The sequence below is a fragment of the Ensifer sp. YR511 genome (assembly GCF_900103045.1).
Lineage (GTDB): Bacteria > Pseudomonadota > Alphaproteobacteria > Rhizobiales > Rhizobiaceae > Ensifer > Ensifer adhaerens.
On record NZ_FNGR01000028.1, the window covers coordinates 24,945 to 44,504 of the forward strand.

The following is a 19,560-nucleotide window of genomic DNA, read 5'->3' on the forward strand; positions in this document are numbered from 1 at the left end:
CGGATTGTCAGATGGTGGAGCGCTATTCGGAAGAACTTGCAGAACGTCGCGCCCGTCGCGCGCAGCGCCGACAGAGGCAGCGGCTTGCGAATATAGGCCGGGCCGAAAAGATGCATGCGTTGAGATTGGCGCTGGGGACGAATGGAGGCGCGCTCCCCATTCCGCGGGACATGTTACACGGCGTCCATATCGGCTGCTCGGGTTGGTACTATTGGCACTGGAAAGGACAGCTTTATCCGGCAGATATTCCTTCGAGCAAGTGGTTTCCCATCTATGCCCAGCAGTTCCAAACGGTGGAGCTCAATGCGCCCTTTTATTCATGGCCGACGATCGCCGCGGTGAGGAATTGGCTGCGACAAGCAGGACCGAAATTTGTTTACACGGTCAAAGTCTGTGAGCTCATTACCCACGTCAGGCGCTTCGACGACACCAGCACCTTGGTCAAGGACTTTGGCTACATAGCCGACGTTCTCGGCCCCCAGATGGGCTGCTTTCTGTTTCAATTGCCTCCAAGCGTCCGTTACTCCGCCGAGATGTTGCACACCATACTGACTCAGCTTGACCCTTCCCGTCGAAACGTTGTGGAGTTCCGCCACAAGAGTTGGTGGAATGACGACGTCTTCGACGCTTTTGAGAAAAATGGAACTATTTTCTGCTCCTGCAGTGGCCCTCGGCTGCCCGACGCCCTCGTGAAGACTTGCGATGACATCTATGTGCGGTTTCACGGGCCATACCAATGGTATAGGCACGATTACAGTGACGCCGAACTGAGGATATGGGCGGAACGCATCCGCCAAAGCGGAGCGAAAACGGTCTGGGCTTACTTCAACAATGATCGTGATGGTCATGCGATCAAGAATGCCAAGCGCCTGTCGGAGCTGCTGCTCGAGTAGACTCCCTTTGATCAGATTTTGCCTATAGCCCTATCTGGCTCGCCATCTCTATCGGAAACATTGAAGGGCCGCCGTGCGGCCCCCTTCACGATCTCACCTCCCGCCCGGGGCCTCCGACAATTGCCGTTCGTAGCAATGAGGCAGTTGACCGCCCCTGCGGCATTCACTCAGCGCCTGAGATCGGCGCCGGGAAGGAGCTTGATCAAAGTGGCACGACGGAAAAAGCCCACAAAAGAGCGAGGTTCGCAGATGCGCCAGGATCCACTGAGCAGGCGCGCCGCGGCGGCTTGCGTTTGCCGGGTATGCGCTAAATCGGCCTCACGAAGCAGGAGTTTGCGAACTCTCGGACTTACTCGCAGACCGGCCGCGGAAATCGAAGGGCACAGATAAACCGACGTTGGTGTCGCTGGACCGGCCACTCGGCTTCGTGTCGGAGCAACGGCAGGATCCCTAACCACGGTTCACCCTGGACTTGTGCACGCGCTCCCGGAGGGCGGATGACCTGGGAGATCGCGCATGAAATTCATAGTGATGAGCGAACGCTATCTGCCGCGGCTTGAGGTTTCGTCGAAGTGCGAACGCCGAGCGCACTGGTGTCGGTGGCACGAGAACGGAGCTGAGCACGCGCCACAACGTCGGTCGTTGGAGCGTTTCTTGCTGACGGTGCGCACACCCGACCTTCAGAGTGATCGGCTCATTCGGGTCTGCAGATCCCCCGCCTCGGAGAGCGGTGCGCGAACCGACGTGGCTTTACGCGCCTAGTCGGCAGCTTTGCCGAGTGTGTCAGCAACGTAGGCGCCGCGTTCACCCATCGGGAGCGGTATACCGGTGGTGGAGTCGACGACTGTCTGGTGTTCGAGCTCCGCGTTAATCAGAGCACCTATGATGAGGATAACCGTCGAAATCCATACCCACATCATGAAACCCACTAGCGCGCCGAGAGCGCCGTAAGTCGCGTTGTAGTTCGCGAAATTCTGCAAATAGAAGGAAAAGAGCCATGAGGCGGCGAGCCACATAAACGTGCTGAATATGACACCCCAATTGAGCCACCGTAGCTTCGCCCGCTCGCGGCTCGGCCCGTACCGGTAGATCGAGGCCGTACCGATAGCGACGAGGAAGAGGATCATCGGCCACCGCACCGTCCTCGTCAGGATTTCAGTCCACCGATCGAGCCACAGATACGCCAGCAAGGCGGGAACGACGCCGATTGCCACGATCACGACCACCGCAAAAAGCAACCCGGCGAACGTGAATGCGAGACAAAGCAGCGTCCGGGTGACGAATGTCCTCTTCTCAGTTTCGCCATAGGCGACGTTCATGGCATCAAAAAGCGCCGAAATGCCATTGGCAGAACTCCAGAGCGAGATGAACAAGCCGCTGACGAAACCGAAACTAAGCGTTGTCGTCTTCTGGGATGTCAAAGATTTCAACTGGTCCGAAATCAGAGCGTAAGACCCGGGTGGCAACAGATCGTCCAGCACGCTCATATGGGTTCCGATGTCGATGGGATCGGCGATGAAGCCGTAAAAGGACACGAGGGCAGCAAGAGCGGGAAAGAGTGCCAACAGAAGATAGAAACTCACCCCCGCGGCGATCAGGAAAACACGCTCCTCGAACATTTCTGAAACAACACGCCAAAAGACATCGCGAATGCCTTTCGGCGGTATCTCTTCAGGCGTTGAAGCATTTCGCCCCCTGCCCGGTTCCACGGCTTCCCTTGACTTCGTCACATCGACCTCTTGCCGCTCAAAAGTTATCGCCTCTGCGATTTCTTCGTCCGTCAATCTACGGATGCCAAGTCCCCTTAATCGTCATCGAAAAAATCAAATGTCTGCCTGCGTCGGGAGACAAGACGAAGAGAGCGATCCGGCTGAATGACATAGATCTCAGAAACGCGCCGACCGAATTGGTCTCGAAACTCGTGTGGCACGATGCTGCCCACAGGTGCTTTCGTCAGCTTGGTGCGAGGCTGGCCGCGATAGGTGATGCTACCGGGTATCGGTTCTAAGTTTGGCGAGAAGCCGTAAGTCGCGACGCCGGCGGTGCATCCGCCGAGCGAAACGCTGACAATGACCGCGGCAACTGAATTCCGCATCGTCTTTTCCTTGATCTGGGCAGCCGGGCATCATCGCTCGACTGGCATTGGCCGCAAATCCGATAAGCGAGCTAAAAGACGGAAAGTTCCAATCGGCCCCGGACAAGTATCCCAAGCCTATGTGATTGAGTACCTCGCGCGCCGCTTTGTGATTCGTTGATTCCCATAATTGGCTCCTCTTTCAGGCCAAAACCGGCGAGAAGCTTGAACGTTCCGCAGGGCGCTCGTCGCTTTCGCCCCCCAAGCGGACGCTTCCGCGCTTGTCGAGCGTAACCGCTGGAAGGGTCTCATGCCGCCGCTATCCCTCCGTGTGGCTTTCTTCGACCATTGACGGGCGAGAATTCGCCAAAAGCGCCGAAGTAAAATTCCCGCGTTGCGCCGACGGAGCGGCGGGAACCGTTTGGAGCGAAGCTTTCCGCGTCCGGCAGAGAGGGGGCAGCTTAAAAGACCGCGTCGCACGAAGGCGACGTGGGCATTTTGAGACCCTCCGACTACCTCGAGGGCCTCAAGGTTTTTTGGAGGTGGCTGCAGCGCGCCGCTGGAGTCGAGCGAAAAGGAAGGGCAACCACTCCAATGCTCCGATATATTGCATCAGCACTCCGTCTGGGCATGCAACCGCGCCGGTTTGAAAAGGGAGCCTCCGAATCCGCTCGCCCATCACATCGGGTCATTGCCTTTCATCGCATTCGACATGTGCGTTTTGCATTTGTCGCTGTCGTTTGATGCAAGCGCGTCCTTTGCCATGGCGAGTTCTTTGTTTGCGTAGTCCTTCTTCATCTCGTCTTTGATGCTCTTTACGTCCTTCTCGAGCTTCGACATGTTCGATTGGTCACACACGATATCCGATAGGGCAAATGCGGGAGGCGTCGCCGCAACAAACAGCGCAGCTGCCGTTAACATTGTTTTTAGCATCGTGAATCTCCTCTTGATCCAGTACATGTCGGACCAACCATCGAGCCAAACTCCCGTTCCTTCGGCAAAGTACACATCGTCGTGATCCAGATGTGAGCTTGCAGCAAGCGCCTTTCTGAAGTGACGCCTGAGCTCAGTCTGCCGCCGGCAGGTTCCGCGTGAAAGATTTCGCAGCGATCGACTCACCCCCCACGCCACCAGTCAGCTGGAAATGTTGAAGTGGCTTCGCACGCGCGAGCTATGGATAGAGGCTGTCGCCTAGCGGCGTTCGGAAACAGTCATCCAAGCCGACGCGGCGGACCAGACATCCTCCTCGCTTCATCGCGAGCAGTGCTTCGAACAAGGCGCGTGCCTCTTCGCCCGCCATGATTGCCGGGTCCAGAGAATCGACTGAGCCCATATTGTCACGCCGGACATCGCCACTTTGTCTTCCCACCTTGGTGTTCTCCGTTGAGGCAAGATAGATCTAGCGCTCGACCCACAAATTGCCATGGGCACTGCGCGGCTTGTTGGAATGCTCCAACGGGACGCGATGCCTTCGACGAAGACAAGCCAAGTTGCACAAAGCAGAAGAGGCGGCGGACATCCCGGTCAATGCCGGGCCACTTGTCTCCGTCCCCTTCTCGCGATGGTCGGCGCAGCAGCGGAACCTGGTTTTTCTCGAGCGCTGTCGTGAACGGATTGTCAGCGCTAGGACATCCAAAAGTAAATATCCGCCGGCCCATTTACCTGTCTATGCTCCTGTCTTGGAATGAGGGTCGGAGACCGTCTTCGATTCAGGGGACCCACGAAACCGCAGAAAAATCGATAGGACGACGAGAACTGCAGTCGATAAGAATTCCGATTGCCAATTTTGGAAAGACTCAAACCACAACCTCGCACTGAAGAATTGTTCGCGAATCGAAGGTGCTTGCTGCCCATGCAGCATGGCCTCAACCGCCTGCGCAGACGCGCTCTCCCTCACGTGCATTAGAAAGCTGAGTACGAAGAGGAGAAACAATGTCCAACCGAGTGAATAGGAGTAGAGAGAGCTTGCCATGCCGCCCATTCTTACGGGCAGCGGTGCTTCGGCGTTGTCTTTGTCGTCCGCAGGGTTGCTATTCTGGGATGACGGCTCGTCGGGATCTTTTGACTCTGCTGAGCCGCGTTGGAACAGGAACGCCGTAAGCACCACATAAGCACTCATCTGCACAAACTCGGACTCCCAATTCTCGAACAAGGCGGAGAGGAAATGACCGCTTATAAGGTAAGCTGGCAGCGTTACCATTTGCCCTCCGTGTTCGGCCAATTCGTCGTTATAGACGTGGAGTCCAGTAAAGAGCATGCCCACCACCGTGCCCAACGAGGCCAGCAGCAATACGATCGTCAGGCCGTTGTCGCGCAGTATTTTCATTCAGATCTCCACAATTAGCTAGGGATCAGACCATGCCCCCAGTCACGCCTGCCGGTGGGTTTCTCCTTTCGTGCCATTAACGAAGGCCGCTCACACATGGCTGGACGTGCGCCTCGTTGTGAGCCAAGGCCTCAGGTTGGAAACTCTTGGAAGAGGAGTACCCCTGCCACCTCGATCTTAACGCTGCGGCCCCCCTTGCTGGCCACCCTGGTCGTTGCCTTGGTCACCCTGGCGACTCTGCTGGCCGCCGCCCTGCGGAGCAGCTTGGTTGCGTTGATCCTGCCATTGGATACTCCTTTGTAGGTGTGGCCTTCCAAACCCGGGCACCTCCAATCGGTTCCTCAAACACAATGTTATTTTCCAGAGAGCGTCGACAGAGAAGACAGCAAGCGCCTAGCCCTACAAGCGCGGCAACGTCGCCCTTCGGGGCCTCAACACCCCGTCCGCACGTGGCATGAGGAACTTTTTTCGCCGTTCGCGACTGGATGCCCAAAACAAATTAGGAGGCACGTCGTTGGATTTCGAAGCAATAGGGCGCTCGCGCTTACTGATACAATTGCCCACGTATCGTCCCCAGATCGAGCTTTTGCGCGTTCCCGAGCTGAAAGATCTCCTTCGCGCGTACGGATTTGCGGCTCATCAGCGCGACCAGGTGCGGGCAGTTGAAGGCCGGAATTCCAGTCATGTGGCCGAACTCGACTCCGATTGCGCGCGGATCGAGGTCGATGTCACCCGATTGCTTAAGAACGTGGTCACGACACGCTAGGCGCCATCCCTCCGGTTGTGAGGTTTGTGAGGTTGAAGCGACTGCGCGGCAGCCCGTGTATCGATATGACAGTAGGAGAACATCACATGCCAAATTTCTACTTCAGGACAACTGATCAGGAAGGGTTCAGCGCCGAAGATCGGGCGTTCGAATTCGCAGATGAACAGGCGGCGATCAAAGAGGCGAAGGTCACCCTGGCGGAGATGGCGGCTGACGGCCTTCCGCAGGACCCAATTTCTATGATCAGCATCCAAGTTCTCGATCAGCATCATGCCCTGCTGGTGGAGCTGAGATTGGTTCTCGAAGTCATTCCGAACACAACTAAGGTGACTGCTGCAGATCGATAGATCGCCTCAAGCGTATGCAGTGGAACTATCGGAGCAACAAATGATAGGCCGGGCGGCCCAACTGCATCTGAGACCGTCCGGCCTCTTTTACCGCACCCGCAACACTCGCTCGCACAGATCGTTTCGGATGGCAGTGGCGGCAACGCCCGCCTGCCCCATTGCGCGACTGATTTGGTCCAACCCCTGTACAACGTCGCCCGCCGCGTACAAGCCGCTCACCGTCGTCCTTTGATGGGCATCGACGGACACGCATCCTTCACGTGATAGCCGAGCGCCCAGTCGCGATGCCAAATCCGACCGCACGTCCGAGCCCAACGCTGGATAGACCGAAGCAAAGAAGAGACGATGGTCTGGTGTGTTTATGACGAGAAGATCGCCCGCGATTTCGATGGAACTCACGGGACCGCGCTCCAGCTTGACGCCGATCTCCTGAAGTTCAGAAATCTGCGTCTCATTCAAATGAGGCTTATCCTCGCACGAGATAATGGTGAGGTGGCGCGTATAGCTTCTCAAGAAAATCGCCTCTTGGAACGCTCTCGTCCCAACCCCTATAACGCCTACGGTTCTATCCGTAACCTCGAACCCATCGCAAACCGGACAGTACCGCAGAAGCCCCCGGGCTAGCGCGTCATCATGAACGGCCGCCGGCATCTGCGGTCGCCGATTGATGACCCCGGTCGCCAGAAGCACCGTCTTCGCCCTCCAATGACCAATCGCGGACATCGCCTCGATCAGCGAACCTCTCTTGCGCAGCTCCGTAATCTGACAATACCTCACATAGGCCCCGTATCGCTCCGCTTGCGTTCGCATACGAGCCAACAACTCTTCGCCACTCACACCGTTTGGGAAGCCCGCATGATTGTGGGACACGGGAATACTGGCGGCGCGGCTTGCTTGATCGTCGAACACCAAAACGGAGAGGTGGTAGCGTGCCAAATATATAGCAGCGGTAAGGCCCGCTGGCCCACCGCCAACGACGATGCAGTCATAGATTCGTCCATTCGAGGACTGGTTCATGGGCAGATCCCAGCAGGAATTGCGGCCTAATAGGGTTCAACTGTCTAAGAGAGCAACGGTTCCCTCTGAGCGCCAATGCACCCTCTATGGCTTGGTGCGCGATCCTCTTTTCCGGTGGGGCCTTGCTGATTTATGGGTGAAACGCACGCGTCACGTAATGATGCGCGTCCCCGAAGCTAGCGAGCTACCCAGCTGCCCTCTTCCGACGAAAACCCTGAATTTCTACTGAAAGTTTGATCGCTAATACGCGCCGAACGGCGTGAGAACGGGGCATGTACAAAAGTGGATTTCTAATCCGTGCGGATTAATGAACATTCGACCCTCTTTTCCGTTGCAATCTCGCATCGGTTGCGAGCCAGGCATCCAGCACTTCTTACGCGGAGAACAGTTCGAGAACGCCGCTCATATAGACGAGCCCCATTTTCCCCCCAGTTTCTAGGGTCAGCCGAAAACGCGGAACGGGGCAGCAAACAGACCACGTTTGCAATAAAAAGGCCGGGCAAAACCCGACCTTCTACACACGCCTCAGCGGCACTGCCAGTACATCCGTGGTCAGTGGCCAGAAGCGAATTTTTTAGGCAGCTGCGAGGTTGTCAGCTGCGTTCTTGCCAGACCGTGCGTCCCGAACGATGTCAAAGGTGACCTTTTGGCCCTCGACAAGCGAACGCAGACCGGCTCGTTCGACAGCAGATGCGTGAACGAATACGTCCGTCCCGCCGTTCTCGAGTTCGATAAAGCCGAAGCCCTTAGCGCTATTGAAAAACTTTACGGTTCCAGTGTTCATGACAATTCCTTTCAAAATCATAATTGAAGACCCCGACCGACATTGTGACAGCCAAGGCAGATAGATCGATTTTGAGAGGGAAGGTCGGCTTGAACGCGAAAGGCGAGAAAACAAAGCTCAACAAGCAAATATCGATGCCTGTGTATTTATAGACCGAATGTGTCGCTAGCAAGTCGATGGGGACTTTATCTTCGCATTGCGCACAGGCAGTCGCTTATTCGAGCGGCGCACGGACCACCCCCCATCGGATCCCGCGGTCTGGCATTTGCTGCATGATGCGCTCGGCAGATCGCTAGCGGAAGAAGTTCCTGCCGAGTGTCAGCCTCGACGTGGATGAAGAAACCAGCGTCAGTGCGCCATTTCGTGTAGGTCGGCGACAGCCGGCGCTTCGCGCCCCAGCCGTCGTATAGGCCCCAGACCGCCGGGTATGGGAGGTGAAGCTTGATCATGCTGGCACCTTGACCGAAAGATCGGAACAATCCCAACGCGAGATCAGTTGCCCTCCTAAACAGGAGTCCATCATGATGCCTACCGAACCGATCCCGAGGCCGCCCCAACCTGATTTCCCGCCGCACATGCCCCCGGACGTGCCACAGCCACCGATCGAGGAACCGGAGCCCGACATCCTTCCTGACGAAGTTCCCAACCCGAACCCGGATGAGAACGATACGCCACCGAAGCTCAACGCCTGACGGCGGGGGGAGCAAGCACAAAGAAAAGGAACAGCCGTGGTTGAGAGCTGGAACAAGTGCGTGATCATCTCACTTCCCGAGCTCGACGGCGCGCAGATAGTCTGGACACCGAACAAGGCCACGGTCCTGCTTGGTGAAAACTGGCCTGCCGCCTCGGGCGTCGCTTACTTCGACGCCGTTGATAAATGCAGCGACGCGATGGTTGGTACCTACCCATGGGAACAAGTCCGAGTAGCGTTCATCGCGGCGATCGCCGAGGCCAAGGTTACAAGATTGCGCTGAATTGCCTCTCGTCATGCTGCCCACCCGCTTTTCGAGGGAGTCCAGAGACCGATTGCACCGGTCACAGGCGAGGGATCACCGCCAGCTTTTGCAGCTCCACGCCATTATCGGCCCTGGTCATGCTGTTCTTGCTGCGGAAGATCTGAGTTCGCGCTCGGCGAGTTCGTCCGTGAGGAGTGCGATCTCGTTCACGCGGTCCGCCTCTTAAAATTTCATCGAAAAAACACGGAACCACCTGCGCACAATTTGCATTCATAGCCCCGGTGAGACAGGAATTCGAAATGCTTGCTGCGACCTGGGATAGCACCCTTGTAATTTTGCTTCCGGGAATGTCCCGTGCGATAGAGATCAAAGACGCTCGAAACGCCATGTTCGTCCTGGCCGAGAGATGGCCGGTGACCTACGGCCCGGCCTTTCAGCGCGCCCTCGCCTTCTGCGCTCGCGCAACCGAAGGAAAATGCTCTCCAACGCGGGCTAGACTGGCTCTCCTTGCCGCAGCTCGTGAGGCCAAAGTGGCTGTTGTTGAACAAAACGATCATTTTGGGGGAGTCGGTCATCGGCGCGTCCTCCAGACTTCCTGCGGGGCGGTGCCTTCCGCTGCCATCTGCTCAAACGCAGCGGCCTGACGTGCCTCATGCTCTGCCAATCCACTCTTCCGTCAAACCATCAATGGGTGCGTATTTTTGGGCGAATGCTCGCGAGCCCGGCCAGCATACGTTGGCCATGTGCGCGTTAGCTCGACCCTCCCTTGTCGCATTCGGTAGTCTGCCCAGGCAAAAACGCTCGGGCCCTTGGAATCGAGCATTCTAAGCATTGGACGTCTTCACTTGTCCCGCGAAAACACCCTTATTGCCCCGCAACAGATCGGCCCTAACAGCTGTCAGTAGACTAATCGCGTTCGTATCGTTCCAGGAATTTCGCGTAGCGCCTGAAGAATTTCGTCGGCATTTTCGGAAATTCCATCGGCCTCGACCACCACATAGCCCGTGTCGCCAAGCGTCTGAAGGAACTCAGCGACGATGTTCAGCCCGCGCGATGAGAAGATCTCGTTGAGCTGGATGAGCATGCCGGGGCGGTTTTCGTGCACGTGAATGAAACGCGTGCCGTTCGGGCGCTCGGGCAGTTGCACTTGCGGAAAGTTGACGGCACCCATTGTTGAGCCGATGTCGGAATACTCGACCAGCTTCCTTGAAACTTCTCCGCCGATGCGTTCTTGGGCTTCCTCAGTGGAGCCGCCGATATGCGGCGTCAGAATGACGTTGCTCAAACCTTGCAACGGCGTCTCAAAACGCTCCTTGTTCGATGCCGGCTCCTTAGGGAACACGTCCACCGCGGCACCCGCCAGATGCCCGTCGTTAAGGACTTTCGCAAGCGCATCGAGATCGACCACCGTCCCGCGAGAATTGTTAATGAAGATGGCGCCCTTCTTCATGCGGCGCAATTCGGTTTCAGTGATCATGTTATGCGTCGAGGGTGTTTCGGGAACGTGCATTGTCACATAATCAGAGATCTCGAGAAGGTCGCCGAGCGAGGCCATCGACTCCGAATTGCCCCGGCGCAGCCGATCTGAAAGATCGAAGTAGCGCACGACCATGCCCATGCTTTCGGCAAGCGCGCTGAGTTGCGATCCGATATTGCCGTAGCCGACAATTCCAAGCGTTTTGCCGCGGACCTCCCGGCTGCCGACAGCGGACTTCTCCCACCCACCTTGATGCGCCGAAGCCGAGCGCGGAAAGATCTGCCGTGTCAGCATAATAATTTCGCCGATCACAAGCTCGGCCACCGATCGCGTGTTTGAATAAGGTGCATTGAACACCGGAATGCCGCGCCGCCGCGCAGCATCCAGATCGACTTGGTTCGTACCGACGGAAAAACAGCCGACGGCGATCAATTTCTTGGCGGATTCGAAAATCTCGTCCGTCAACTGCGTGCGAGAACGAATGCCGATGATATGAGCGTCGGCGATGTGGCGCTTAAGATCCTGGTCGTCGAGCGCCTTCGGTAAATGAACGAGGTTGGTGTAGCCGGACGAAGAAAAGTAGTCCACAGCGGTCTGGCTAATACCTTCTAGGAGAAGCACGGAAATTCGCTCGCGTGGGAGAGAAAGTTGGCGGGTCATAAATGTTGCTCCGATGTCCGGAAGGTCGAAGTGGCTTCAGCGTCTTTGAAGATTTAAGCGGCCGGACAGGCAAATATCAACACACTGATACGGCAAAAAAACTCAAGGTACTGCGGCGCTTGCTAAGGCCTGCACCGGTGAAGGACCGGGGTTCCGTAGCATCGACCGACGGGCGCTCACGCCCCAGTCGGTCCATCTAATCCCGAAATGCCGGTGCAAGCAGGCCTGCCCCCGACCCAACGTGGTTCTCGGCTCACGGATTGAGATCGGGTATATTACTGAGGCTGCCCGCCCCGGCATGCCCCTCCCCGAAGCGATCCGGCCCATTGCGAGCAATTGCAGGCACTGTGTCTCTCGTCGCGAGAGTTTGCGAATACGGCTGAGCCTTCGAAAACCGACCGCCTCAAACACAGTTTCATGGAGATGGCTTGCAAGGACCTACATTTCGTGAATGAAAGAAGTTCGCAATGTGTCCATTGCTGTCTGGGAAGGCGCCAAGTCACGGAAAAAGGCTGCGTTCGCCATTTGGCCCACGGATGGGAATGGTCAAGCCATAAGAACCTATGCCATGGGTGCGGACGGATCTGACCGGTGCTCGAAAAAGACCAGTCCACGGGCAGGAGCCCCCACCGGATAATGTCGAGGACCGGATCTACGTCAAAGTAGCCCGGTTCGAGATAGGTCGTAACCCAGGCCTCTGGATAGGTGGTGCAATAATACGGGTACGAATGAGAAGCTCCTCCGGCTCAGACAAGAAGCGTCATGTGAGACACGCCGTATCGCCCGCAAAGCTTACTCAAAGCGGGCGAGAGGTGTCCTGATACTTCGCAGCCCGTAGCGTCCTCAACGACAGGGACAGTATGCGATGGTCGACCCTCAGACGAGCGCTTCGAAATTCGGACATGACGTCCCCCGCCTTGGCACCGGGGTTAGATCCCAACGGCAGAATATCGCAGCTCGAATTGTAGGAATCGACAGTGTGCGACGCGCGAAACACCGTTCGCGGGGTTGGGCGCAACACAGCAATAGGGAACTTCCTTCGGGCAATTGGAATTTCGAGAAGCCTATGTGCCCTTTTTTGTCCAAAGTCTCGGCCGACAGGGACCAACCGTTCCGTTAGCAGTACCCCGCTCGGCAGGGGATGACACAATTAATCGGCTATCGCGAAGGCCTCACCGATCGCGGGATCCGTAGGGAACTGAAATAATTCGCGTATTCTCAAACCATAAAAACGCATTAGCAAACAACCTGTTAATGGCATAACGCGGATTGCGAAACTGCAACATTTGCTGGGTGTGCGACACCCTGGCTGGCTTCCCCGTCGCAGACTAACCGCATGCCGCGCTCGATGGCCTCTCGAAGAAAGTGCAGAGGATCTTGAAGTCGGTGCGAGCAGTGCATTCTGGCTGCGGCAGGAAACAATATCGATCGGCGGACATGGCACGCGAAGTATTTCCAGCCTTTCGCTAGCTCACCGCGACCAAGGCCGGTCCTATGCGAGGAACATTTCGCAAGGCTCTCTGTTCGGTCTGCTCACAGTCACAGCGGCTGCGGCGGTGCCCGGCTAGAATCCTGGTCGCACGTCTATGGAGAACACTTGGAAACAACGCTGCTCATCGGCTATCTCGCCTCAATTTGCTCAGTGGGTAGCTTCGTTCCGCAGGCATGGAAGGTCGTAAAAACAGGCGATACCTCGGCGCTCTCTGCCCGGATGTACGTTCTCACCGTTACCGGTTTTGCGCTGTGGACTGTCTTTGGTGTCCTCAAAGCAGAGTGGCCGATAATTATCGCCAATGCGATTTGCTTTTGCCTTTCAGCATTCATCCTTTTGCGGAAGCTTGGAGGCTGCGAGCGCGGGAATAGAAGAGATGACCGCAAGGTTTGAAGCGATTCATACCGTCGTATATCGGAGACTCGGCGCATTCGCGGGATGGCCCGCGAATTACGGCGTGTGGGCGTGGGGAGACGAGATTGTCTGCGTCTTCGCCACAGGCCGTCTAGGGAGGGAAAGCGAAAACCTTCATCTCGAAGATCAGCATCACGCGTTCACTCCGGTTCAGGCGAGAAGCCTCGATGGCGGCCTGACTTGGCAGGCAGAACCATTCTGTGGGAGCGTACCGGGTGCGCGCAGTCTTTCCGCGGACGAACATGTCACGAAGGACTTGGAAGCAGGACCCAATGTGGACCCGGCGTTTGATCTCATTACTCTCCCCACCCCGATCGACTTTGCCGATGGCGAGCAAGTCGTCATGGCAGCCCGCACCGGGATATCGGGGCGATCAGTGAGCTGGTTTTACGTCAGCAAGGACCGTGCTCGCTCGTGGAATGGGCCTTTTAGGTTCGAAGGGTTGAAGTCTCACCAAGAGGCGCTCTCTGCGCGTACCGACATCATAACGCTGGGCCGACACGACGCTTTGTTTATGCTCACCGCGCCGAAAGCCGATGGGACAGAAGGTCGTATCCTTTGCGCCCGCACGCAGGACGGAGGATTGAGTTTTTCCTCGGAAGGATTCGTCTGGGATGAACAGACGGGGTACGCCATCATGCCGTCGTCGACGCGCCTCGCAGACGGCACGATTTACACAGTCGTTCGTCGTAGGGCCCATGATCGGTTCTGGCTGGAGGCATATCGGTCAGCGGATCTGGGGCAGACTTGGTCCTGTGTCGGTACGCCTGTCCGGAATACGGGGATCATGGGCAATCCGCCTGCGCTTGTCGCTCTGCCCGACGAAAGATTGGTGCTGCTCTACGGTTTTCGAGATCCACCCTTCGGACTAAGCGCTGTCGTCAGCCGCGATAGGGGCGGAACATGGTCCGAACCGGCGGTTCTCCGCGATGATGGTGACGATGCGGACCTAGGTTATCCATGCGCCTTGGTTAGACAGGACGGCAAGATTATTGTTGTATACTACTTCAACGATCGAGATGGCCCGGAGCGCTTCATCGCAGCTTCTATACTAGAAGCACCAACCTTAAGTTGAGCCTCAATCCATTGGGCACCCGTCGGACTGGCATGAATGGGAATTCAGACGAAGGTCGCACACGTCGTGCGACTTTGTGACATTACCGCATCGGCCCGATCAGGACACGTCGTGCTTGGCTTTGCTGACAAAGGACGAAGTCTTTTCGGTCATGACTGATCTGGAGGCTGCGAGTGAACGTGTCGAAGGCGCGGAACGCGACGAGGTGTTGGCGCGCATTGTAATAACCGAAGAAGAAATTGAAAAGCGATTTCCGGGTCAGTTGCTCGCGCCATATCGCGAGTGGAAGAGACGCAACCGGTGAGATGGATGCACGGGTAAGGAGTGCCTGACAAGGAGTTGGGACACACAGCCAGGCGATGACGGCGCTCGGTCTTTCCAGCCCCGCGTGGATCGATGAAACCTGGCTCGCAATCATCAATACCGGGTGTGATCGCTTTGCATAAGAGGCCTCTCAACTTCGCAAACCTTTCCCGAACGTGGCCCGAGGAACCTATTGGCTTGGCAGCCGTTGATTCGCGGAAAGGAAGGTGACATGAACCAGATTATCTATCTCGTCGGCCTCGTCGTTGTTGTGATCGCAATTCTAGCCTTTTTCGGGATCGGTTAGATTGATTCACAGGGACCCCAGGTGCGAGCCAATGACTTCACGAAACGTCGTCTGGCCATTGTCTCGGCAAGAATGCTCCGCTGACGGATCAGCGATTCTGGTGCCCTGCCTTCCGTAGTTCTGCGACTTTGCGATCCAGATCCACTTTGTACGGTCCGAATTTTGCAAAGAGTTCGCGCGCGGCCAGGGTTTTGAGCCCATGCTGCGCGATAAACTCATTCAGGTCGTAACGCGCATTCCAGCCACGCACTACCTTACTGTATTGCTCTTTGGTGTCTTCGTAGCGCATGGCAAGACTTTCAAACTTAGGATGGCTGTAGGACAGTTCGCATCCGTCGAAGCACCAACTCGAGTGCCACCGAATTGGTTCCAGTGATGCTGGCCTCCTCAACAGCCAGCACTGCGCGATCGGGCTGTTTGTGATAGCCGCTGCTCAAGACCAAAGCCACCTGCTTGGCGCGAAAGTTCTCGGCGCAAACGGCAAAGCGTTGGACGCCCTGCTTGCGGCATTGCAGCCATATGTGGGCGGACCTGCCAACCTGGCCAAGGAACTGGCGCCCAACTTCCTCATTTCGCCGGAGCTTCTCCATGCGGCGGGCCTCGCGGAAACGGCAGGCAGCAGCCGCTATGACATGCGCCTTGCCGATGACGGTGCCCTTATTGTTGAACTCGCAGCCCGTCCCCCCCTACACAGGGACCGCTGAACACCATCTCCTGGCCGGCCCATGACCTGAGCCCGATCGCCAAGGCTGGCCCAACCAGCGGGTTGGCGCCATGTGCTTGATGGCATGCCCCCGGCCTATCTCTCCCAGCCCGATCGCAACTATTGGCATTCCTATCCCAGGCCAGACCTTCTCTATGTTCAGATCAACCGCGTCGTTGATCAGCCGCCGATCGCGCTATCGCAATACCTTGCCGACGTGCTCGTTGAAGCGGCTGAAAAGCCCGTTCGCAACGCCATCGTCGATCTCAGGTTCAATATCGGTGGCAACTACATGCTTTCCGCAGATTTCGCCCGACGTTTGCCCGACCTTTTGCCATCGACGGGGCAGCTGTTCATCCTGACCACCGCCAACACGTTCTCCGCCGGCATCAGCACCGCCGCGTGGCTGAAGTATTATGGCGGTGCGCGGGTGACAATCGTCGGAGAGAACATCGGCGATCGCATGCAATTCTGGGCCGAAGGGGGCGTTGCCACCCTCCCCAATTCCAAGCTTGCGATCCAGTACACCACCGGATTTCACGATTGGGAGAATGGCTGTAGCTTGTCGCAGATCACGTGCTTTCTCCTGAACTACCTCTATGATGTGCCAGCCGGCAGCCTGGAACCGAATATCGTTGCCCAGCCGACCTTTGCGGATTACCTGGCGGGTCAGGATCGGGTCATGGCGATCGTCTTGGAGGCTCTCGCGACCGGTCGGCCCTCCGGACAAGAGTAGAACTCTGCGTTACCCTCGCTGAGGCCATCGTTTGTGCCAAGAACACGGATAGGCGCCCCGAACACTTCCAGTCGATACATTATGCGACTTTGGACGCACAAAACAGGTACAAGGGCGAAACTGACGCAATCGCTGAGGAAAACACTAAGGTAAGGTATCCCCTCGTTCCCAAGGCGACTCTGACGACGCTGCCCGAGGGAAGAGTTCGGGAACGATGGCCCCCTCCGCTAGGTTTTGGACGATGTCATTCTAGTGGCCCAGCTTCACGTCCGTCCTGGCAGCTTGATGCCCCTTTCCGGTCGCTGGATTGCTCCCTTGAATGTAAGACATGAGACCCTTCATCTCATCTGCCGACCCCATCAAGATGCCGACACGCTGATGTAGGCTGTGCGGGACGAGATCAAGAATTGGCTGGCTTCCGCTGGAACAAACCCCACCTGCGGCTTCGAGGATGAAGCTCATCGGATTTGCCTCATAGAGAAGGCGCAATTTTCCCGGGCCTTCGATTGACTTTCCCGGGTAGAGGAAAAGGCCGCCGCGCACCAGGATACGGTGTAACTCTGCTACCATTGAGCCCACCCACCGCATGTTGTAATTGCGGGCAAGCGGCCCCGTCTCGCCGAGATCGCAGTCACGGACAAATGCAGAAATACCGGCTGGCCAATCCATTTTCCGGCTAGAGTTGATGGCATACTCTGGATTCCGTGCGGGCACCTGAAGACCTTGGCTGATCAGCTTGTACTGGCCATCGTGATCGGCACCAAATACCGCGACCTCATAGCCAAAGGTGAGTGTCAACAATGTTGAAGGCCCATACGCTGCATAGGCTGCGAAGCGCTGTTGACGGCCTGGCTGCAGAATCTGATCAGACGTCGATGCTTCAACCACTGAGAAGATCGAGCCTACCGTTATGTTGACGTCGACGTTAGACGAACCGTCCAACGGGTCGAAGATCACTGCGTAGCGACCGGTTGGGTTCAACGAAACCGCTTCGTCCAACTCTTCGGAAACCGCAAAAGAGACCTGCGAGAGAGGCTGAAGGGCCCCCATCATCCTGTCGTTGGCTATGACATCGAGAGGCTTTTGAATTTCGCCCTGAATGTTAACGGTGCCCAAGGAAGCGTCGTCGTCCAGCCAATTCGACGTACGTATGTCCTGAGCTATGGTCAGCGACGCAGCTGCCAACACCGTTACGACTTCAGCGAGATCGGGCGAGACACCGCCGTCGACAGCCTGGCTGAGGAAGCTCGCTAGGGAAGTGCTACTCTTCCTCGGACCGGTCATCGCTACTCCTGTTGTTTAATCCGCTGGAGGTTTTCAGTAAGCACCGAACACAGCTTTCAGCTCGGCGACGTTCTCTTCGGTCAGCATCCTCGTCGGTGCGCCGCGCAGAAGCACGAGAAGCTTTGCCGTCTCCTCAAGCTCTTCGGCCGCGTAGACCGCCGAGCCGATGTCCTTTCCAGTTACGACCGGGCCGTGGTTTGCCAACAGAACAGCTGCATAGCGTCCTTTCAGTTCCCGGATTAGATCGCCTGCCCTCTCGTCTCCGGGCCGCACGTAGGGAACGAGCTTCACCTGACCGACGCGCATTACGACGTAAGGGGTCAACGGAGGGATGCAGTCATCTGGATTGACGTCTGTCAGGCAAGACAAAGCGGTTGCGAATGTAGAATGCAGATGCACAACCGCCCCCGTTTGAGGCCGTGTCTCGTAGAAGGCGTTATGCAAAAAGATTTCCTTGGAAGGCCTATCCCCTGAAAGATGCTGACCATCACGGGTCACTTTGCTGATCCGAGCCGGGTCAAGAAAGCCAAGGGAGGAATTCGTCGGCGTCATAAGGATGCCGTCGTCAACCGCAGCGCTGATGTTTCCCGCCGTACCGACCGAGTATCCTCGTTCGAAAAGCGAACGGGACAAACGGACAATCTCCTCGCGGACTTTAGATTCATTGCTCATTGTGATGTCAGCCTGTTCAATGCCTTTGTGAAGAAATCCTGCGCACCGAAGTTTCCGGACTTCAGCGCGAGCGCTATGGGCTTATCGCCGTGCGAAAGGAGCACCGGTACGCCAGGGTCGATCTCCTGGCCAATGGTCAGCGCACCAAGATCGAGCGCAGAGACAACCGCCCCTGATGTCTCGCCGCCTGCGACGACCAACCTCGTCACACCAGCAGCCACAAGCTTCTGTGCGGTCTCGGCAAAGAGCCCGTCAAGCTTATGGGCGACCTCGTCACGACCGTACTTTTCTTGCATCCGGCGGACGTCCTCAGGAGTACCGGAAGAGTAGGCAAGGGGTGCCTTGCCATGATTTGCCCGGATAAACCTGACGATATCGTCTGCCGTGGTCTCTCCACTCATGACCTTATCGACATCGATTGGCAGGGTCGGATGACTTGCCTTGTGGAGGTCGATCTGCCCTCGCGTCGCACCCGAGCAGCTTCCGGCGAGTATAGCTTCCGGACCCGTCGTCCCAATCGAGCTGTCTCGCGAACCCTTCGCCAATCCCCGTCGGATGAAATTGGCGGGCAGGCCGATTGCGATACCAGAGCCCCCGGTTACCAGCTTGTGGTCAGCGATGGCAGCGCCAATAGTCGCCAGTTCCTCGTCTGACGTGGCGTCAACGATGACCATGGTACCTTCGGCCTCAGCCAGTGCGTTTCTTATCGCGGCTTCGCCCTGGCGCACCACTCTGGCTGGGACCAGACCAACCGGTGTCTCCGTCTGATAGCCGAGCCAACGTCGGATGTCAGAGTCGGTCATTGGCGTCAGCGGATGGTTCTGCATGCCGGATTCGTTGAGCAACCGGTCATGGACAAACAGATGCCCCATGTAGACCGTGCGACCGGCTCCGGGAAACGCCGGGCAAGCGACAACGCCTTTAGCGCCAAGAGCATTCGCGAGTGCCTCGCCCACCGGTCCGATATTACCCTCTTTTGTTGAATCGAACGTCGAGCAGTATTTGAAGACGATCTGCTGGCATCCCTGCGCAAGTAGCCAATCGAGCGCCGCCAGCGATTGCTGGACAGCGTCCGCTACACGGACAGAGCGGCTTTTCAAGGCTACCACGCCCGCTTCGATTTCTTGCGGGGCCGGTCTCGACGGAACTCCCAAGAACTGGGCCGTCTTCAAGCCACCATGGGGCGGCAAGCCTTTTGCGATCGTATTGGCTATGTCGCTAGCGCCGGTAAAGTCGTCCGCGATTACACCCAGGAGCATTCTGCACTTCCTTCC

The 19,560-nt window shown here is 57.0% G+C and carries 22 protein-coding genes and 2 pseudogenes; 12 read left to right on the top strand and 12 right to left on the bottom strand.

The annotated features are described in order from the left end of the window. The first annotated feature begins 11 nt into the window (after nucleotides 1-11). Nucleotides 12-893, top strand: coding sequence for a DUF72 domain-containing protein (locus BLU15_RS30245; protein WP_090300506.1), 882 nt, complete (start codon nucleotides 12-14; stop codon nucleotides 891-893). A gap of 758 nt (nucleotides 894-1,651) precedes the next feature. Here the strand turns inward: BLU15_RS30245 and BLU15_RS30250 are convergent. The 4 genes from BLU15_RS30250 to BLU15_RS30265 form a co-directional block, all read right to left on the bottom strand. Further along, a complete protein-coding gene (locus BLU15_RS30250) occupies nucleotides 1,652-2,650 on the bottom strand; it encodes a YihY/virulence factor BrkB family protein (RefSeq protein WP_090300611.1) in 999 nt (332 codons plus the stop codon). A 47-nt stretch (nucleotides 2,651-2,697) separates the two neighbouring features. Then, a complete protein-coding gene (locus tag BLU15_RS40265; protein ID WP_034800005.1) occupies nucleotides 2,698-2,988 on the bottom strand; it encodes a hypothetical protein in 291 nt (96 codons plus the stop codon). 657 nt (nucleotides 2,989-3,645) lie between these two features. Beyond that, a complete protein-coding gene (locus BLU15_RS30260; RefSeq protein WP_034800008.1) occupies nucleotides 3,646-3,900 on the bottom strand; it encodes a hypothetical protein in 255 nt (84 codons plus the stop codon). Between the two features lie 733 nt (nucleotides 3,901-4,633). Then, nucleotides 4,634-5,293, bottom strand: coding sequence for a DUF6766 family protein (locus BLU15_RS30265; RefSeq protein WP_090300508.1), 660 nt, complete (start codon nucleotides 5,291-5,293; stop codon nucleotides 4,634-4,636). Between the two features lie 514 nt (nucleotides 5,294-5,807). Here BLU15_RS30265 and BLU15_RS30275 point away from each other — a divergent pair. After that, on the top strand, nucleotides 5,808-6,059 hold the full coding sequence (locus BLU15_RS30275; protein WP_029742831.1) for a hypothetical protein: 252 nt from the start codon (nucleotides 5,808-5,810) through the stop codon (nucleotides 6,057-6,059). A gap of 86 nt (nucleotides 6,060-6,145) precedes the next feature. Beyond that, nucleotides 6,146-6,406 carry a DUF6894 family protein gene (locus tag BLU15_RS30280; protein ID WP_029742830.1) on the top strand — a complete coding sequence of 87 codons (261 nt, stop codon included), beginning with the start codon at nucleotides 6,146-6,148 and terminating at the stop codon, nucleotides 6,404-6,406. 87 nt (nucleotides 6,407-6,493) lie between these two features. On the opposite strand, the gene BLU15_RS30285 is transcribed toward BLU15_RS30280, so the two are convergent. Together BLU15_RS30285 and BLU15_RS30290 are read right to left on the bottom strand one after the other, a co-directional pair. Then, nucleotides 6,494-7,423, bottom strand: coding sequence for an NAD(P)/FAD-dependent oxidoreductase (locus BLU15_RS30285; protein WP_176960400.1), 930 nt, complete (start codon nucleotides 7,421-7,423; stop codon nucleotides 6,494-6,496). 574 nt (nucleotides 7,424-7,997) lie between these two features. Then, the gene (locus BLU15_RS30290; protein WP_029742828.1) at nucleotides 7,998-8,207 is read right to left on the bottom strand and encodes a cold-shock protein; all 210 of its coding nucleotides are present in this window, start codon (nucleotides 8,205-8,207) and stop codon (nucleotides 7,998-8,000) included. A 521-nt stretch (nucleotides 8,208-8,728) separates the two neighbouring features. On the opposite strand from BLU15_RS30290, the gene BLU15_RS39680 reads away from it, so the two are divergent. From BLU15_RS39680 to BLU15_RS40985, 3 genes are all read left to right on the top strand, one after another. After that, on the top strand, nucleotides 8,729-8,899 hold the full coding sequence (locus BLU15_RS39680; protein ID WP_090300513.1) for a hypothetical protein: 171 nt from the start codon (nucleotides 8,729-8,731) through the stop codon (nucleotides 8,897-8,899). Between the two features lie 36 nt (nucleotides 8,900-8,935). Beyond that, a complete protein-coding gene (locus BLU15_RS30305; RefSeq protein ID WP_090300515.1) occupies nucleotides 8,936-9,181 on the top strand; it encodes a DUF982 domain-containing protein in 246 nt (81 codons plus the stop codon). A gap of 368 nt (nucleotides 9,182-9,549) precedes the next feature. Continuing rightward, complete coding sequence (locus BLU15_RS40985; protein WP_371590183.1) at nucleotides 9,550-9,807, top strand: DUF982 domain-containing protein; 258 nt, start codon at nucleotides 9,550-9,552, stop codon at nucleotides 9,805-9,807. A gap of 254 nt (nucleotides 9,808-10,061) precedes the next feature. Here BLU15_RS40985 and serA read toward each other — a convergent pair whose 3' ends face one another. Next, a complete protein-coding gene (gene serA, locus BLU15_RS30315) occupies nucleotides 10,062-11,300 on the bottom strand; it encodes a phosphoglycerate dehydrogenase (protein ID WP_060520969.1) in 1,239 nt (412 codons plus the stop codon). A gap of 118 nt (nucleotides 11,301-11,418) precedes the next feature. Here serA and BLU15_RS40990 point away from each other — a divergent pair. After that, nucleotides 11,419-11,622 (top strand): annotated as a pseudogene (locus BLU15_RS40990) (integrase); the annotation flags it as partial. On the opposite strand, the pseudogene BLU15_RS40995 reads toward BLU15_RS40990, so the two are convergent. Beyond that, nucleotides 11,576-11,965 (bottom strand): annotated as a pseudogene (locus BLU15_RS40995) (hypothetical protein); the annotation flags it as partial. The pseudogenes BLU15_RS40990 and BLU15_RS40995 overlap by 47 nt on opposite strands. Before the next feature lie 932 nt (nucleotides 11,966-12,897). On the opposite strand from BLU15_RS40995, the gene BLU15_RS30325 reads away from it, so the two are divergent. From BLU15_RS30325 to BLU15_RS30335, 3 genes are all read left to right on the top strand, one after another. Continuing rightward, complete coding sequence (locus BLU15_RS30325; RefSeq protein ID WP_090300520.1) at nucleotides 12,898-13,185, top strand: SemiSWEET family sugar transporter; 288 nt, start codon at nucleotides 12,898-12,900, stop codon at nucleotides 13,183-13,185. Beyond that, complete coding sequence (locus BLU15_RS30330) at nucleotides 13,169-14,281, top strand: exo-alpha-sialidase (RefSeq protein ID WP_090300524.1); 1,113 nt, start codon at nucleotides 13,169-13,171, stop codon at nucleotides 14,279-14,281. Before BLU15_RS30325 ends, BLU15_RS30330 begins: the two co-directional genes overlap by 17 nt. Nucleotides 14,282-14,396: 115 nt before the next feature. Further along, a complete protein-coding gene (locus BLU15_RS30335) occupies nucleotides 14,397-14,585 on the top strand; it encodes a hypothetical protein (RefSeq protein WP_371590168.1) in 189 nt (62 codons plus the stop codon). Between the two features lie 394 nt (nucleotides 14,586-14,979). Here the strand turns inward: BLU15_RS30335 and BLU15_RS30340 are convergent, their stop codons facing one another. Then, nucleotides 14,980-15,180, bottom strand: coding sequence for a hypothetical protein (locus tag BLU15_RS30340; protein WP_090300528.1), 201 nt, complete (start codon nucleotides 15,178-15,180; stop codon nucleotides 14,980-14,982). Nucleotides 15,181-15,379: 199 nt separating this feature from the next. On the opposite strand from BLU15_RS30340, the gene BLU15_RS39120 reads away from it, so the two are divergent. Further along, nucleotides 15,380-15,595, top strand: coding sequence for a hypothetical protein (locus BLU15_RS39120; protein WP_143034289.1), 216 nt, complete (start codon nucleotides 15,380-15,382; stop codon nucleotides 15,593-15,595). Between the two features lie 72 nt (nucleotides 15,596-15,667). Then, nucleotides 15,668-16,330, top strand: a complete 663-nt coding sequence (locus BLU15_RS30350; RefSeq protein ID WP_143034290.1) for a S41 family peptidase — start codon at nucleotides 15,668-15,670, stop codon at nucleotides 16,328-16,330. Nucleotides 16,331-16,579: 249 nt separating this feature from the next. Here the strand turns inward: BLU15_RS30350 and BLU15_RS30355 are convergent, their stop codons facing one another. The 3 genes from BLU15_RS30355 to otnK are packed head-to-tail and all read right to left on the bottom strand — an operon-like array spanning nucleotide 16,580 to nucleotide 19,545. Continuing rightward, nucleotides 16,580-17,614 (bottom strand): class 1 fructose-bisphosphatase, encoded by a 1,035-nt coding sequence (locus tag BLU15_RS30355; protein ID WP_090300534.1) that lies wholly within the window; start codon nucleotides 17,612-17,614, stop codon nucleotides 16,580-16,582. A 33-nt stretch (nucleotides 17,615-17,647) separates the two neighbouring features. Next, nucleotides 17,648-18,286 (bottom strand): 3-oxo-tetronate 4-phosphate decarboxylase, encoded by a 639-nt coding sequence (gene otnC / locus BLU15_RS30360; RefSeq protein WP_090300536.1) that lies wholly within the window; start codon nucleotides 18,284-18,286, stop codon nucleotides 17,648-17,650. Continuing rightward, nucleotides 18,283-19,545, bottom strand: coding sequence for a 3-oxo-tetronate kinase (gene otnK / locus BLU15_RS30365; protein ID WP_090300538.1), 1,263 nt, complete (start codon nucleotides 19,543-19,545; stop codon nucleotides 18,283-18,285). The genes otnC and otnK overlap by 4 nt, the downstream gene beginning before the upstream one ends. Nucleotides 19,546-19,560 lie beyond the last annotated feature (15 nt).